At 69.0% G+C, this 15904-nt stretch carries 10 protein-coding genes; 4 read left to right on the top strand and 6 right to left on the bottom strand.

The genetic code is table 11. The annotated features are described in order from the left end of the window. The first annotated feature begins 36 nt into the window (after positions 1-36). Together dxs and AC0B9F_RS09660 are read left to right on the top strand one after the other, a co-directional pair. Positions 37-1956, top strand: coding sequence for a 1-deoxy-D-xylulose-5-phosphate synthase (gene dxs, locus AC0B9F_RS09665; protein WP_472000464.1), 1920 nt, complete (start codon positions 37-39; stop codon positions 1954-1956). A 143-nt stretch (positions 1957-2099) separates the two neighbouring features. Continuing rightward, a complete protein-coding gene (locus AC0B9F_RS09660; RefSeq protein ID WP_472000463.1) occupies positions 2100-3623 on the top strand; it encodes an amino acid permease in 1524 nt (507 codons plus the stop codon). Positions 3624-4428: 805 nt separating this feature from the next. Here AC0B9F_RS09660 and AC0B9F_RS09655 read toward each other — a convergent pair. Together AC0B9F_RS09655 and AC0B9F_RS09650 are read right to left on the bottom strand one after the other, a co-directional pair. After that, on the bottom strand, positions 4429-4809 hold the full coding sequence (locus tag AC0B9F_RS09655; RefSeq protein ID WP_472000462.1) for a PIN domain-containing protein: 381 nt from the start codon (positions 4807-4809) through the stop codon (positions 4429-4431). A 48-nt stretch (positions 4810-4857) separates the two neighbouring features. Then, positions 4858-5943 carry an LCP family protein gene (locus tag AC0B9F_RS09650; RefSeq protein ID WP_472000461.1) on the bottom strand — a complete coding sequence of 362 codons (1086 nt, stop codon included), beginning with the start codon at positions 5941-5943 and terminating at the stop codon, positions 4858-4860. A 218-nt stretch (positions 5944-6161) separates the two neighbouring features. Here AC0B9F_RS09650 and AC0B9F_RS09645 point away from each other — a divergent pair, with 218 nt between their 5' ends. Together AC0B9F_RS09645 and AC0B9F_RS09640 are read left to right on the top strand one after the other, a co-directional pair. Beyond that, the gene (locus AC0B9F_RS09645) at positions 6162-7433 is read left to right on the top strand and encodes a nucleotide sugar dehydrogenase (protein WP_472000460.1); all 1272 of its coding nucleotides are present in this window, start codon (positions 6162-6164) and stop codon (positions 7431-7433) included. Then, the gene (locus AC0B9F_RS09640; protein WP_472000459.1) at positions 7430-9157 is read left to right on the top strand and encodes a glycosyltransferase; all 1728 of its coding nucleotides are present in this window, start codon (positions 7430-7432) and stop codon (positions 9155-9157) included. The genes AC0B9F_RS09645 and AC0B9F_RS09640 overlap by 4 nt, the downstream gene beginning before the upstream one ends. Positions 9158-9211: 54 nt before the next feature. Here the strand turns inward: AC0B9F_RS09640 and AC0B9F_RS09635 are convergent, their stop codons facing one another. The 4 genes from AC0B9F_RS09635 to AC0B9F_RS09620 all read right to left on the bottom strand — a co-directional run bounded on the left by AC0B9F_RS09635 (position 9212) and on the right by AC0B9F_RS09620 (position 15674). Further along, positions 9212-10591, bottom strand: coding sequence for a polysaccharide deacetylase family protein (locus AC0B9F_RS09635; protein ID WP_472000458.1), 1380 nt, complete (start codon positions 10589-10591; stop codon positions 9212-9214). 101 nt (positions 10592-10692) lie between these two features. Beyond that, a complete protein-coding gene (locus tag AC0B9F_RS09630; protein ID WP_472000457.1) occupies positions 10693-12081 on the bottom strand; it encodes a cellulose binding domain-containing protein in 1389 nt (462 codons plus the stop codon). A gap of 237 nt (positions 12082-12318) precedes the next feature. Beyond that, positions 12319-14448, bottom strand: a complete 2130-nt coding sequence (locus AC0B9F_RS09625) for a 3-hydroxyacyl-CoA dehydrogenase NAD-binding domain-containing protein (protein ID WP_472000456.1) — start codon at positions 14446-14448, stop codon at positions 12319-12321. After that, positions 14445-15674 carry a thiolase family protein gene (locus AC0B9F_RS09620; protein WP_472000454.1) on the bottom strand — a complete coding sequence of 410 codons (1230 nt, stop codon included), beginning with the start codon at positions 15672-15674 and terminating at the stop codon, positions 14445-14447. Before AC0B9F_RS09620 ends, AC0B9F_RS09625 begins: the two co-directional genes overlap by 4 nt. Between the last annotated feature and the right edge of the window lie 230 nt (positions 15675-15904).

Raw genomic sequence — 15904 nt, 5'->3', positions numbered from 1 at the left:
CAATTGCTCGATCAGCTCTACTGCAAGGAGGCACGGGTGCCGCTGCTGACCCGCATCAGGGGACCGCGCGATCTGGACCGGCTCAGCCTGGAGGAGCTGGACCAGCTGGCCGGGGAGATCCGGACCTTCCTCGTCGAGGCGGTCTCCAAGACCGGCGGCCACCTCGGTCCGAACCTCGGCGTGGTGGAGCTGACCATCGCCCTGCACCGCGTCTTCGAGTCGCCGAAGGACAAGGTGCTGTGGGACACCGGCCACCAGTCCTACGTGCACAAGCTGCTCACGGGCCGGCAGGACTTCTCCAAGCTGAAGATGAAGGGCGGCCTGTCCGGCTACCCCTCGCAGGCCGAGTCCGAGCACGACGTCATCGAGAACAGCCACGCCTCCACCGTGCTCGGCTGGGCCGACGGCATCGCCAAGGCCAGCCAGCTGCTGAAGCGGGACAGCCACGTCGCCGCCGTCATCGGTGACGGCGCTCTCACCGGCGGCATGGCCTGGGAGGCGCTGAACAACATCGCCGACGCCAAGGACCGCCCCCTCGTCATCGTCGTCAACGACAACGAGCGCTCCTACGCGCCGACCATCGGCGGCCTCGCGAACCACCTCGCGACCCTGCGCACCACCGACGGCTACGAACGCTTCCTGGCCCGCACCAAGGACCTCCTGGAGCGCACTCCGGTCGTCGGCCGTCCCCTCTACGACACCCTGCACGGCGCGAAGAAGGGGCTGAAGGACTTCATCACGCCGCAGGGCATGTTCGAGGACCTCGGCCTGAAGTACGTCGGCCCGATCGACGGCCACGACATCGAGGCCCTGGAGTCCGCGCTGGCCCGCGCCAAGCGGTTCGGCGGCCCGGTGATCGTGCACTGCCTCACCGAGAAGGGCCGCGGCTACCAGCCCGCCCTGCAGGACGAGGCCGACCGCTTCCACGCCGTCGGCAAGATCCACCCCGACACGGGCCTGCCGATCGCCACCTCCGGCGCCGACTGGACGTCCGTCTTCGGCGACGAGATGGTCAAGCTCGGCAAGGAGCGCAAGGACATCGTCGCCATCACGGCCGCGATGCTCCAGCCCGTCGGCCTGGACCGCTTCGCCAAGGCGTTCCCCGAGCGGGTCTACGACGTCGGCATCGCCGAGCAGCACGGCGCCGTCTCCGCGGCCGGCCTCGCCCACGGCGGGCTGCACCCGGTCTTCGCCGTGTACGCCACCTTCCTCAACCGCGCCTTCGACCAGGTGCTCATGGACGTGGCCCTGCACAAGTGCGGGGTGACGTTCGTGCTGGACCGGGCCGGCGTCACCGGCACCGACGGCGCCTCCCACAACGGCATGTGGGACATGTCGATCCTCCAGGTCGTCCCCGGCCTGCGGCTCGCCGCGCCGCGCGACGCCGACCAGGTCCGCGCCCAGCTGCGGGAGGCCGTGCAGGTGAAGGACGCGCCGACCGTGGTCCGCTTCTCCAAGGGCGCCGTCGGCCCCGCCGTACCGGCCGTGGGCCGCGTCGGCGGCATGGACGTGCTGCGCGAGCCGGGCACCGACCGGCCGGACGTGCTGCTGGTCTCGGTGGGCGCGCTCGCCCCCATGTGCCTGGAGATCGCCGGCCTGCTCGACAAGCAGGGCATCTCCACCACCGTCGTCGACCCGCGCTGGGTGAAGCCGGTGGACGAGGCGATGGCCCCGCTCGCCGACCGGCACCGGGTCGTCGTCACCGTCGAGGACAACAGCCGCGTCGGCGGTGTCGGCTCCGCGATCGCGCAGGCCCTGCGCGACGCCGGGGTCGACGTGCCGCTGCGGGACTTCGGCATCCCGCCGCGCTTCCTCGACCACGCCTCCCGCGCCGAGGTGCTCGCCGAGATCGGGCTGACCGCGCCGGACATCGCACGCCAGGTCACGGGCCTCGTCGCCAAGCTCGACGGCCGGTTCGAACGCGCCGCGGCGGAGGTCGAGGCGGCTCGCGACTGAGCCCCGACGTGCCGGAATGGGCCGGTTGCGCCACTGTGAAGAGTGGTGCGACCGGCCCGTTTGCGTGATGAGGCCCACGGTGGGGCATACGCACCACACCCCCTCTCGACCCTGTCGAGGACGACACAGCGTGGGAGGTCACCGTGAGCAACACCCTCTTCAGGACGAAGAAGGTCGAGCAGTCCATCGCCGACACGGAGGAACCGGAGCACGCGCTCAGGAAATCCCTGTCCGCGCTTGACCTGACCGTCTTCGGCGTCGGGGTGATCATCGGCACCGGCATCTTCGTGCTCACCGGTACCGTCGCCAAGAACAACGCCGGTCCTGCGACGGCGCTCGCCTTCGTCGTGGCGGGCGTGGTCTGCGCCCTGGCGGCGCTGTGCTACGCCGAGTTCGCCTCCACGGTCCCGGTCGCCGGGTCGGCGTACACGTTCTCCTACGCCTCCCTGGGCGAGTTCCCCGCCTGGATCATCGGCTGGGACCTCGTGCTGGAGTTCGCGCTCGGCACGGCGGTGGTCGCCGTCGGCTGGTCCGGCTACATCGCCTCGCTGCTGGACAACGCCGGATGGCATCTGCCCGCGGCGCTGGGCACCCGGGACGGGGCCCACGGCTTCGGCTTCGACATCCTCGCGGCCGCACTCGTCCTCGTCCTCACCGGCATCCTCGTGGTCGGCACCAAGCTCTCCGCGCGCGTGACCTCGGTCGTCGTCGCCATCAAGGTGACGGTCGTCCTCATCGTCATCATCGCGGGCGCCTTCCTGGTCAACGGCGACAACTACCACCCCTTCATCCCCGCGCAGAAGCCGGTCGAGGCGGGCGGCGATTTGAAGGCGCCCCTGATCCAGCTCATCTTCGGCTGGGCGCCGTCCAACTTCGGTGTGATGGGCATCTTCACCGCGGCCTCCGTCGTCTTCTTCGCCTTCATCGGGTTCGACGTCGTCGCCACGGCCGCGGAGGAGACCAGGAACCCGCAGCGCGACATGCCGCGCGGCATCCTCGGCTCGCTGTTCATCTGCACGGCGCTCTACGTCGCCGTGTCGATCGTCGTCACCGGCATGGAGCACTACACCAAGCTGTCCATCACCGCGCCCCTCGCCGACGCGTTCAAGTCCACCGGGCACCCGTGGTTCGCGGGCCTGATCAGCTTCGGCGCCGCGGTCGGCCTGACCACGGTCTGCATGATCCTTCTCCTCGGCCAGACCCGGGTCTTCTTCGCCATGAGCCGCGACGGACTGCTGCCGCGTTTCTTCTCCCACGTCCACCCGCGGTTCAAGACCCCGCACCGGCCGACCATCCTGCTCGGCGTCCTCATCGCGATCCTGGCCGGCTTCACCCCGCTGAGCGAACTGGCCGAGCTGGTGAACATCGGCACGCTGTTCGCGTTCGTGGTGGTCGCGATCGGCGTCATCATCCTCCGCCGCTCCCGGCCCGACCTGCCCCGCTCCTTCCGCACCCCCTGGGTGCCCGTGATCCCGGTCCTGTCGGTGTGCGCCTCGCTGTGGCTGATGCTCAACCTGCCGGCCGAGACATGGGTCCGCTTCGCCATCTGGATGGTGATCGGCTTCGTCGTCTACTTCCTCTACGGCCGCAACCACAGCCGCCTGGCCCTACGCGAACACGCCACAGCGGGCGAGACGCCGGGGACGGACCCGGGCACGCGGACTTGACCGGGTTCTGGCTGAGCCCGCCCGCGGAGGCCTCCGGGGCCTGTCCGGGCACGCGGGCCTGAGTGGGGCTCAGTCGGGCTGAGCCCGCCCGCGGGAGCCTCCGGGGCGCTCCTGGCACGCAGGCCTGAGTCGGGCCCAGTCGCGTACCGGCTGGGGCGGGGGAGACTGCCGCGGGGCGCGGGCGCGGGCCTCGGGGCTGAGTGCGGCTTAGCCGGGTACCGCCGCGGCGGGGGTGGCTCCTGGGGCCTGTCCGGGCACGCCGGCTTGAGCGGGGCTGGGTGAGCCAGTCCGCGGGAGCCTCTGGGGGCGGCCCTGGCACGCAGGCTTGAGTCGGGCTCCGTCGCGTACCGGCCGGGACGGGAGAGACTGCCGGGGCGGTCCGGGCACGCGGGCCTGAGGCGGGGACGGGTCCTTGGGCCAGTCCCGGCATGCGGGCCTGAGACGGGCTCAGGCGCGTACCGGCTGGGCGGGGGAGGCTGCCGCGGGCGCCGGCCTCGGCACCCGGGCCTGAGCGGGGGTCAGTCGTGTACTGCCCGGTGCGGGGGAGACTGCCGGGGCCGGACCGGGGGCACGCGGGCCGGGGAGGCTCTTGGGCCCGGCCCGGACATGCGGGCCTGAGGGCGGCGGCAGTCGCGTACCGTCCGCGGCCGGGGAGACTCCCGAGCCCGGTCCGGGCACGCGGGCCTGAGGCCGGGGGAGGCTCTTGGGCTCGGCCCGGGCATGCGGGCCTGAACGGGGCAGTCGCGTACCGTCCGCGGGCGGGGAGGCTCCCGGGTCCGGTCCCGGCACGTGGGCCGGGGTCGGATCAGCCGCGTACCGTCCGCGGTCCCGTGACCTCGGCGCCCAGGGCCGTGACGCGGCGGCGGAGTTCGCGGTCGGCGGTGACGACCAGGCAGCGGCGGCCCGTCGCGCGGGCGACCAGGTCGACCATGCGGTCGTCGCCGCTGCCGGGGGCGTCCTCCACGCGGACACCGGGCACGGAGGCCACGCCGCGGGCGGCGCCCTCGACGACGAGGACGATGTCCACGCCCTCGTCGTCACCGCCGTATCCGGGAATCCCCCGCGCCGCCAGCCGGTCCCGCAGCCGTTCGGCGGCCCCGCGCCGGTCCCGCCACCAGCCGTCGGGCACCGACCCGACGACGTTGGCGCCGTCGACGATCACGAGCAGGGGAGTGCTGTCGTCCATGGGGCCAGCCTGGCACGGCGGGCCCGGGACGGTCGCGGACGGCCGGGCTCAGCCGCCCTTCGCGGGGGACTTCTTCGCGGACTCGGGGATCTCGGCGTCGCTGCGGACGGCCTTCCACAGCGTCGACGCCTGCGGTTCGGCGGCCACGACACGGTTCGGGTCGACCTTGTCGTACGCCACCGGGAGCATGATCGTCTCCATGGTGTCCGGGTTCACGCCGTTCAGGCTGCGGCCGAACTCGGCGAGCTTCGTCAGCGAGGCGAGGTCGGAGTCGGTGGTCAGCGCCGCGGTGAGCTTGTCGGCGATCTTGTAGGTCTTGGTGGGGCTGCCCAGCAGGTCCTGCTTCTTGATCTCGGAGAGCAGCGCCATGATGAACTGCTGCTGCAGCCCGATACGGCCGAGGTCGCTGCCGTCGCCGATGCCGTGCCGGGTGCGCACGAACTGCAGCGCCTGCGTGCCATCGAGCCGGTGGGTGCCCGCGCTCAGGTCCAGCCCGCTGGAGGAGTCGTGGATGTTCTGGTCCACGGTGACGGTGACCCCGCCTATCGCGTCCACCAGCCCCTTGAAGCCGGCGAAGTCGACCTCCACGTAGTGGTCCATGCGGACGCCGGACATCTTCTCCACGGTCTTGACCACGCAGGCGGGCCCGACCTGCGAGTAGATGGAGTTGAACATGACGCGTTTCGCGGAGGCGACCTCGGTGCCGTCCGCCTTGGTGCAGGCGGGCCGCGTGACCAGGGTGTCGCGCGGGATGCTCACGGCGACAGCCCGCGTACGGCCCTCGGGTATGTGCATCACCAGGGCGGTGTCCGAACGGGCCCCGGAAACCTTGGCGTTGTCCAGCGCGGCGTTGGCGCCGGCACGCGAGTCGGAGCCGAGGACCAGGATGTTCTGCCCGGAGGTGGGCTGCCTGGCGGGGCGGTCGTCACCGATCGTCTTGTCGATGTCGACGGCGCGGTCCTTGAGGTGTGAGTCGAGGCCGGCGTAGAGCCGCCATGCGGTACCCGCTCCGACGAGCAGGGCGGCCAGCAGTGTCAGCAAGATGCCGTTGCGGATCCGGCGGCCGCGTGATCGTGGACGTCTTCCGCGGCTTGTACCGCCGTCGTCGTTGACGGAAGGCCCGGGGTGGCTCATCTCGTCCGCTCCTCAAGGAGTGGTGGGTGTGTGGTCACGTCAGACACCCAAGTGGATCCAAGGGTTGTACCCCTTGAGGGTGACAAGGAGCACCTGAGGGAAAAATGTTGAAAGTGTGAAGAGACTGCTAGGATTCCACCCTCTTGTTCGAATTTCATCAAGGTGTCCGAGTGGCCGCGCAGGCAGCGCGAGCTCGGCACGGGGTTGGGATTGATGTCGTGAGCAGATCCTGCGGTACGGATCTCGTCGTTGTCGGACTGGGCTACGTGGGACTGCCATTGGCACGGTCTGCCGCAGCCGCAGGGCTGAAAGTGGTCGGCCTCGACCGAAGCAGGCAAGTGGTCCAGGGGCTCAACGCCGGTCGCTCCCATGTGGACGACATCTCGGACGCCGAGGTCCGGACGATGCTGGGGCAGGGATTCGAGGCGGTCGACCGGCCGGACGCCATCGCAGGCGCGGCAGCGGTGGTCGTGTGCGTTCCGACGCCGCTCACCGATCACGGAGCGCCCGACCTCGGGGCCGTGCACGCTGCAGTCGAGGACATCGCGCAGCACCTCACGCCGGGCACCCTTGTCGTCCTGGAGTCCACGACCTATCCCGGCACCACCGACGAGGTGGTGCGGCCGCGCCTGGAGGCGGACGGCCTGCGCGCCGGAACGGACTTCCACCTGGCGTTCTCCCCGGAGCGCATCGACCCCGGCAACTCCTCCTTCGGGCTGGAGAACACCCCCAAGGTGGTCGGAGGGGTGACCCCGGACTGCACCAAGGCGGCCCGCGCCCTCTACGAGCGGTTCGTGACTCGTGTGGTGGAGGCCAAGGGCACCCGCGAGGCCGAGATGGCCAAGCTCCTGGAGAACACCTACCGGCACGTCAACATCGCCTTGGTCAACGAGATGTCCATGTTCTGCCGGGAGATCGGCGTAGACCTGTGGGACGCCATCCGGTGCGCCTCCACGAAGCCCTTCGGTTTCGCCCCCTTCTACCCGGGGCCCGGCGTGGGCGGTCACTGCATCCCGATCGACCCGAACTACCTCTCCTACAAGGTGCGTTCGCTGGGTATTCCGTTCCGCTTCGTGGAGCTGGCCCAGGAGATCAACCAGCGTATGCCGGTGCACGTGGTCAACCGTGCCGCGGATCTGCTCAACGACCAGGGCAAGGCGGTGCGCGGCTCGCGCGTCCTGCTGCTCGGCGTGACGTACAAGCCGGACATTTCCGATCAGCGGGAGAGCCCGGCCCTCGCCGTCGCGGAGAATCTGCTTGCCCGCGGTGCCGAACTCGCCTACTTCGATCCACGGGTGGAGGATTGGAAGGTCCTGGGTGAGCCCGTCGAGCGGGTGGGCGACTACCTGTCCGCGGCTGAGGCCGCCGACCTGACCATCCTGCTCCAGCCGCACCGGGAAATCGACCCGGAGCTGCTCGCCGAGCGGGCCAAGGCGCTGTTCGACACGCGTGGCGTCTCCGCCGATCACCCTCGGGTGGTCAAGCTGTGAGCAATGAGGACAGCACGTACATACCCGGCGCGGTCGACTCCTCAGGCCGCCAGAAGCACCGCCGACGGCGCCACCTGAAGGTCTCCTACCTCTTCTTCTTGGGCATCGCCGCGGTGATCGCGACGCGGCTGGACTCCGACTCCCTGCACTTGTACTCCCTGGGTGCGATGGGCCTGCTCGCTCTGAAGATGTTCGGTGCCCTGTTCTACCGTCCTGCCAAGGCGGGCCGGGAAGAGCTCGAGTACATCGAGAAGGCGTGGGTGACGGCCGTCATCCCCATCTACAACGAGGACCCGGTGATGTTCGAGCAGGGCATGCGCAGCCTGCTCGCGCAGAGCCGTCTGCCCAACGAGATCCACATCATCGACGACTGCAGCGCGGATGCGTCCGGCATCCGGACGGCGAAGAAGCTGCGGCGCGAGTTCGAGGCCCTGGGCGTCAAGTACACGGTCAGCGTCCAGCCCGAGAACAAGGGCAAACGCGAGGCGCTCGCCCTCGGGTTCGAGGCGGCCCCGTACTCGGACATCTTCCTGTGCGTCGATTCGGACACCGTGCTGTCCCGCGACACCTTCCGCGAACTGCTGCTGCCGCTGGCAGACGAACGCGTCATGGCATCCACCGGCATGGTGCTCGCCCTCAACCACGACAGCAACGTCTTCACCCGCCTGCAGGATCTGCGCTACGGCAACTCGTTCCTGTTCGAGCGCGCCGCGTACTCCCGTCTGAAGTCTGTGCTGTGTTGTTGCGGAGCCCTGTCCGCCTACCGCGGCACGTTGGTGCGCAAGTATCTGCCCGACTTCCTGAACCAGCAGTTCCTGGGCAAGCCGGCCGTGTTCGGCGACGACCGGCGCATGACCAACTACTGCCTGATGGAAGGCCAGGTCGTCTTCCAGGAGACGGCCGTCGGCTATACGGCGGTTCCCGAGAAGCTTCCGCACTTCCTGCGCCAGCAGGTCCGCTGGAACAAGTCGTTCTTCCGTGAGTCCCTGTGGGCCTTCCGTCACCAGAAGAAGTACCGGCCGGCCTTCTGGCTGACCTGCATGGAGCTTGGTCTGTGGCTGGTCTTCGGCACGGCGATGTTCTACTCGATGGTCGTCATGCCGATCATGCATCCGTCCCAGTTCCTGAAGCACGTCGGGGACTACGCGATCTTCATGATCCTCATGGGGTACCTGCGTAACGTGCGCTACCTGGACTTTCCGCGCCGGGGAATGGGCTTCTTCAGGCGGTTCGGCATGTTCCTGCTGGCCCCGCTCTACGGTCTGATCCAGCTCTTCCTGCTCACACCGCTGCGTTTCTACGCCCTCCTCACCCTGCACAAGGGAAGCTGGGGCACGCGGCAGGGCGGCGTCGAAGTGTCTGTGGCGGGCGATCACGAGGCCGAGGTGACCGAGATCTTCGAGGAGGAGGACCCGTACTCCGACAAGAAGGTCGGCGAGACGCTGGAGTTGATGCGTCTCGAAGGCGTCGCTCTGCGCACCCCGCTGCCTGGCGCAGGCCTCATTCCGAGTCAGCCGCAACCGATTCCGGGTTACGGCCAGCAGCTGCAGCACGTACCGCAGCAGCGCATCAGCTGGGGCGCGGACGGACAGGACATGGCCCAGCAGTCGTCGCACGGCGGCCACCTGGATCCCGCCCAGCAGCCGCAGCAGCAGTACGGTGCGGGGCCCCACCAGGTCGGCCAGCCCGACCCGTACTGGCAGCAGGGTCAGGGCGGCTGGTAGCGGGTTGAGGAGCATGGCGAAGGGGCGGCCGAACGGCCGCCCCTTCGCCATGCGTCAGGCGTAGGAAGCCATCGCTTCGTCGACGGTGACCACCGGGATGCCCCGGTCCGTGATCGCCTTCATCAACGTGGCCAGACCCGCCTTGCCGATTTCCGTGCTGGTCGTGGGCGTGCCGTCGACGACCTTGTGGAGACACAGGATGAGCCAGTCACCGTGGTGAACGCACCGATCGAGCCGGCCCCCTGGGTCGGTCAGTCGTGAGAGTGCCGTACCGCCGATCCCGGCGCCGTCGTTGATTCCGGTCATCGCCTTGAGGCGGTATGGCATCGCTGGGGCGAAGGACTCGATGGTCTCGGAGATGATCGACCGCGCCGTGGTGAAGTGACGGCTCGCGATGAGATCCACCGGCACCCCGTCCGTCGTCTTCTGAAATGCCCCGTGCGGATAGGCGAAGTGCTCGCTGGTGAAGCCGTTGGACACCAGCCACTCACGAAGCTTGCGGAAGTCGGTATCGGCCTGCTCGGCAGTGAGCTTGGGATAACTGGCGGTGTGGGTCGCCGTCGCATAGGAATGGCCGGCCATCTCCCAGCCTGAGAAGTCCTGCAGCGAACGCATCTGGTCGACCGTCAGAAAGCTGCTGCTGCCGATCGCGTCGGCGATGTTGTAGACCGTGCCGGGATACCCGTATGAGTCCATCACCGGCCGGGCCAGATCGTGAATCGACTTGTGGGAGTCGTCGAAGGTGATGGAGACGGCTCCCTTCGGAAAGACGGACACCGTGTCGGGTATCAGCTCGACGGCCTGCAGATGGTAGGTCACCGGGCCGCCGGCGTCGTCGTAGACCGCGAACGACATGTCGGTGAAGCCGGTCTTCGTGGACGGCGTTCCGGCGGCGGAGACCGAGTACGTTCCCGAGGCAGCGGAGACGTCGGCCCACTGCAGATGGACGGTCACCCACTCGCCGGACTGCACGTAGTTGGCCGACGAACCGGAGTGGACATGGCACGTCCAGGAGAAGAAGTTCGTCAGTGAGCCGCTGCCCAGGTAGAAGACGACCTTGGACAGGTTCGTGACGTCGTCAACCCGGAAGATGAGTCTGATCATCTTCCCGGTCAGGTTCGTCGCGGGCATACCCGCCTTGCGGACGTAGGACTGCTTGCCAGTGCCGTTCGTGGTCACCCGGACCGACTGTGTCCCCCGTACGAAAACGGAGGTGTCGTTGGTGTCGGCCGTGGCGGTGCCGGCACCGCCGGCGCTCCACCCGTGGGAGATCTGGAACTGCTGTGACCAGGTGGCCCGACGGTACTTGGGCCGACGGCCGGAAGGCGCGTACAACGGTGGTGTCTGCAAATTTCCGATCGTTGTGCCGGCCCCTTGGCCCCCGACGGCCGGTTCTGCTGCCACGGTGCCGAGCCACGCGCCGCCCGCTGCCATGGCGACGCCCGTCGTGCCCCCCAGGAGCAGCGCCCGGCGCCGGCTCACCAGGGGTGTCTCCCGGTTGGCTCTGTGCCCGGACGCCTCGGACCGTTTGTTCCTCACTTGGTCCCCCGAACCGTGTCGAAGTAGTTGATGCCGTGACCGGCGAAGCCCTCGACGGCAGACTGCACCTGCTTCGCCGACAGAATCCGGTGCGCGTCGTAGTAGAGCCAGTCGACCTTCATGTCCCAGGCGCGATCGCCCTTGAACGGCAGGTCCACGAACCAGTGGTTGAAGTTCACGGACATGTTCGTGCGGGGGACGTATTTGTCCTTGCTGCTGAAAAGGACATGACCATCCAGGCGATAGGTCACGACGTCCTTGGCGACGGTGATCAACAGGATGTGCCAGCCGTCCAGGCTCTTGTTCGTCGTGGTGTAGACACGGTCGTTCGCCCTGTGGTCGTACCACGTCACCGTGTCGAGCTTGGGCCCGAGACGCCCCCATCCACCGTTGGGCATGTATTCGTTGTCCAGTTCGCTGTACGCATCGCCCTCGCTGCCGATGGTGTAGAACGTCTGGTTGACGTGGTCGCCGTTCTTTCCGGACGTCGGATCGTCGCTGAAGTGGACGCGGGCGGCATAGGTTCCGCTGCGGAACTTGCTCTCCGCGGTCCCGAGGCTTGCCTGCTTGGTCCCGGACGGCGTGCCGTCCGTGCTGGCGCGCAACTGGAGTACTGAGCCGCTGCCCAGCGCACCCTGCGCCTGGGGGAAGGTCACTCCGTCGGCCGACCAGGTGTCGTCGATCCCGGGACCGCCCTTGCTGGTGCGGACCAGCCAGCCGTGCTTGAACAGCGCGGGGTCCTTGGCACCGAGATACGAGAAGTCGTCGAACAGCACGCCGTCCGGCAGCGACGGTACCGGGGTGGGGGTGGTGACCGGCGCGGCCGTGGCGTCCTTGCCGGCCGCGGTGCCGTCCGGTTCCTCACCCCAGACGAGGACACCGCTCCGGTACGCGGTGACCTTCCTGGCCTCCTGGTAGCTCGTCATCGTGGCGTCGAAGGAGCGGTCGTCGGACTGGTCCAGAGCCTTGTGGTCGACACGGAAGAGCTGAAGGTCGATGCCCTTGCTGTTCGCGCCGGGATCCAGCATTCCCGCCTCGCGCGCGAACCTGATCTCCAGATAGTGGTCGGCGGAGGCGGTGGGCCGGTCAAGCGCGACGATGCGCCCTGCGACACGGGAGCAACCGAAGGACGTGTTCACGCAGTTGAAGGCGTAGGCGGCGGAGCCTTCGGCCGTGAAGTAGTAGCGCAGCGCGACATCCCCGAGCGCCACGGCCGTCTTCGTGCGGTTGATGACCTCCAGAGACGGCTTGGCCACCGCCGACGCGGTGGGGGTTTCGGTGCGGTAGCGCACCGTCAACCCGGACGCCTCGGATGGCGCTGTCGACGCCTTCCAGACCGGATACAACGCCGTGGCACCGGCTATGACGGCGGCGATCAGGAGCAAAAGCCCGATCTTCGGCCCTACCCGGCGTCGGGGCGGGCGACGGCGGCTGGACGCCACAGGAACTCCTCAGCAGGACGCGCGTGCACACGCAGCCGGCGAGAGCGGAAATATTGGGCGGGCTGTGTGAACAATGGTCAACTTCTGTGGAGATCCTATCGGTGGCAGTGTGGCCACACGCGAGTGGGGCGCACGGATCGTTATCCGCACGCCCCACTGTGAATCCGGGTGTGTCTCCGGTTACGCCGGGAGCGACGCCACGCCCGGAGCCAGGAACTTCTTGCCGTTCACGCGTTCCGAGACGCCCTCGCGGTCCAGGTACGGCGTGATGCCGCCGAGGTGGAAGGGCCAGCCGGCGCCGGTGATCAGGCACAGGTCGATGTCCTGGGCCTCGGCGACGACGCCCTCGTCGAGCATCAGGCCGATCTCCTGCGCCACCGCGTCCAGGACGCGGGCGCGGACCTGCTCCTCCGTCAGGACGGTGTCGCCCTGCTTCAGCAGCGCGGCGACCTCCGGGTCCAGCTCGGGCTTGCCGCTGTCGTAGACGTAGAAGCCGCGCTTGCCGGCCTCGACGACCGCCTTGAGGTTCGGGGAGACCTTGAAGCGGTCCGGGAAGGCCCGGTTGAGGGTCTCCGAGACGTGCAGGCCGATCGCCGGGCCGACCAGCTCCAGCAGGACCAGCGGGGACATCGGCAGACCGAGCGGCTCGATGGCCTTCTCCGCCACGTGCACCGGGGTGCCCTCGTCGATGACGTTCTGGATCTCGCCCATGAAGCGGGTCAGGATGCGGTTCACGACGAACGCCGGGGCGTCCTTGGTGAGGACCGCGGTCTTCTTCAGCTTCCTGGCCACGGCGAACGCCGTCGCGAGCGAGGCGTCGTCCGTCTGCTCGCCGCGGACGATCTCCAGCAGCGGCAGGATCGCGACCGGGTTGAAGAAGTGGAAGCCGACGACCCGCTCGGGGTTCTTCAGCTTCGACGCCATCTCCGACACCGACAGCGAGGAGGTGTTCGTCGCGAGGATCGCGTGCGCCGGGGCGACGGCCTCGACCTCCGCGAACACCTTCTGCTTGACGCCCATCTCCTCGAACACGGCTTCGATGATGAAGTCCGCGTCCGCGAAGCCCTCGGCCTTGTCCAGGACGCCGGTCACCAGCGCCTTGAGGCGGTTGGCCTTGTCCTGGTTGATCCGGCCCTTGCCGAGCAGCTTGTCGATCTCGGCGTGGACGTAGCCCACACCCTTGTCGACACGCTCCTGGTCGATGTCCGTGAGGACGACCGGGACCTCCAGGCGACGGAGGAAGAGGAGGGCGAGCTGCGACGCCATCAGGCCCGCGCCCACGACGCCGACCTTCGTCACCGGACGGGCCAGCGACTTGTCCGGGGCGCCGGCCGGCCGCTTGCCGCGCTTCTGCACCAGGTTGAAGGCGTAGATGCCGGAGCGCAGTTCGCCGCCCATGATGAGGTCGGCGAGCGCCTGGTCCTCGGCGTCGAAGCCCTGCTGCAGGTCGCCGTTCTTGGCGGCGGCGATGATGTCCAGGGCGCGGTAGGCGGCCGGGGCCGCGCCGTGCACCTTGGAGTCGGCGATGAACCGGCCCTTGGCGACGGCCTGGTCCCAGCCCTCACCGCGGTCGATCGCCGGACGCTCGACGACGATCTCGCCCTTGAGGACGGCCGCCGTCCAGATCAGCGACTGCTCCAGGAAGTCCGCGCCCTCGAACAGCGCGTCCGCGATGCCCAGTTCGTAGACCTGCTGGCCCTTGAGCTGCTTGTTCTGGTTGAGGCTGTTCTCGATGACGACCGTCACGGCCTTCTCGGCGCCGATCAGGTTCGGCAGCAGCGTGCAGCCGCCCCAGCCGGGGACCAGGCCGAGGAAGACCTCGGGCAGGGAGAACGCCGGCAGCGCCGCGGACACCGTGCGGTAGGTGCAGTGCAGGCCGACCTCGACGCCGCCGCCCATGGCCGCGCCGTTGTAGTACGCGAACGTCGGGACCGCGAGGCCCGAGAGCCGCTTGAAGACGTCGTGACCGCCCCTGCCGATGGCGAGCGCGTCCTTGTGCTCCTTCAGCAGCTCGACGCCCTTGAGGTCGGCGCCGACGGCGAAGATGAACGGCTTGCCGGTGATGCCGACGCCGACGATGGCGCCCTCGGCCGCCTCCTTCTCGACCTGGTCGATGGCGGCGTTGAGGTTCGCCAGCGACTGCGGGCCGAAGGTGGTCGGCTTGGTGTGGTCGTGGCCGTTGTCCAGGGTGACCAGGGCGAAGCGGCCCGCACCCAGCGGCAGGTCGAAGTGGCGCACGTGCGCCTGCGTGACGACCTCGTCCGGGAACAGCTCGGCCGCGCCCTTCAGGAGTTCAGCGGTGGTGCTCACTTGTCGCCTCCGGCAGCGCTCTCGAAGTGCGGGTTCTCCCAGATGACCGTCGCGCCCATGCCGAAGCCGACGCACATGGTGGTCAGGCCGTAGCGGACGTGCGGCTGCTCCTCGAACTGGCGGGCCAGCTGCGTCATCAGGCGGACGCCGGAGGAGGCCAGCGGGTGGCCGAACGCGATGGCGCCGCCGTACTGGTTGACGCGCGCGTCGTCGTCGGCGATGCCATAGTGCTCGAGGAAGGCCAGCACCTGCACGGCGAAGGCCTCGTTGATCTCGAACAGGCCGATGTCCGAGATGGACAGGCCCGCCTTGGCGAGGGCCTTCTCGGTGGCCGGGATCGGGCCGTAGCCCATGACCTCCGGCTCCACGCCCGCGAAGGCGTAGGAGACCAGGCGCATCTTGACCGGCAGGCCGTGCTCGCGGGCGAAGTCCTCGCTCGCGATGACCGACGCGGTGGCGCCGTCGTTCAGACCGGCCGCGTTGCCCGCGGTGACCCGGCCGTGCACACGGAACGGCGTCTTCAGGCCCGAGAGGTTCTCCAGGGTCGTGCCCGGACGCATCGGCTCGTCGGCCGTGACCAGGCCCCAGCCCGTCTCGCCGGCCTCGGGGGTCGTGCGGCGCACCGAGATCGGGACCAGGTCGGCCTGGATCTTGCCGTTGGCGTACGCCTTGGCGGCCTTCTCCTGCGAGCGCACCGCGTACTCGTCGGCGCGCAGCTTGGTGATCGACGGGTAGCGGTCGTGCAGGTTCTCCGCGGTCATGCCCATGAACAGGGCGGACTCGTCGACCAGCTTCTCGCTCACGAAGCGCGGGTTCGGGTCCACGCCCTCGCCCATCGGGTGGCGGCCCATGTGCTCGACACCGCCGGCGATGGCGACGTCGTACGCGCCGAAGGCGACGGAGCCGGCGACCGAGGTGACGGCCGTCAGGGCGCCCGCGCACATGCGGTCGATGGAGTAACCGGGGACGGACTGCGGCAGGCCCGCGAGGATGCCGGCCGTGCGGCCGAGGGTGAGGCCCTGGTCACCGATCTGCGTGGTCGCGGCGATGGCGACCTCGTCGATCTGCTTCGGGTCCAGACCGGGGTTGCGGCGCAGCAGCTCCCGGATCGCCTTCACGACGAGGTCGTCGGCCCGGGTCTCGTGGTAGATGCCCTTCGGGCCCGCCTTGCCGAACGGGGTGCGGACGCCGTCGACGAAGACGACGTCCCTGACGGTACGAGGCACGATGGCTCTCCTCCAGGGTGCGGGGTGGCACTGCTGCGGCACGCATGCACTGAGCGCGCGCTCAGTCCCATGCTACTTATGAGTAACGTAGCTGCCCAGTCCCCACGACCGGAGCGGCGAAGGTCACACCGGGGCGGGGGGCGGGTGCGGCGACCTTGGCTGAATCCGGACGGCGCATTTCGCAGTGCCGGGCAGGAACGCGCCCTGCGAGGGGCGCGGGGCCGTGTCGC

The organism is Streptomyces sp. NPDC097129 (genome assembly GCF_055668065.1).
The sequence above is the reverse complement of the archived record's forward strand: the minus strand, read 5'-3'. Positions and strand labels throughout refer to the sequence as shown.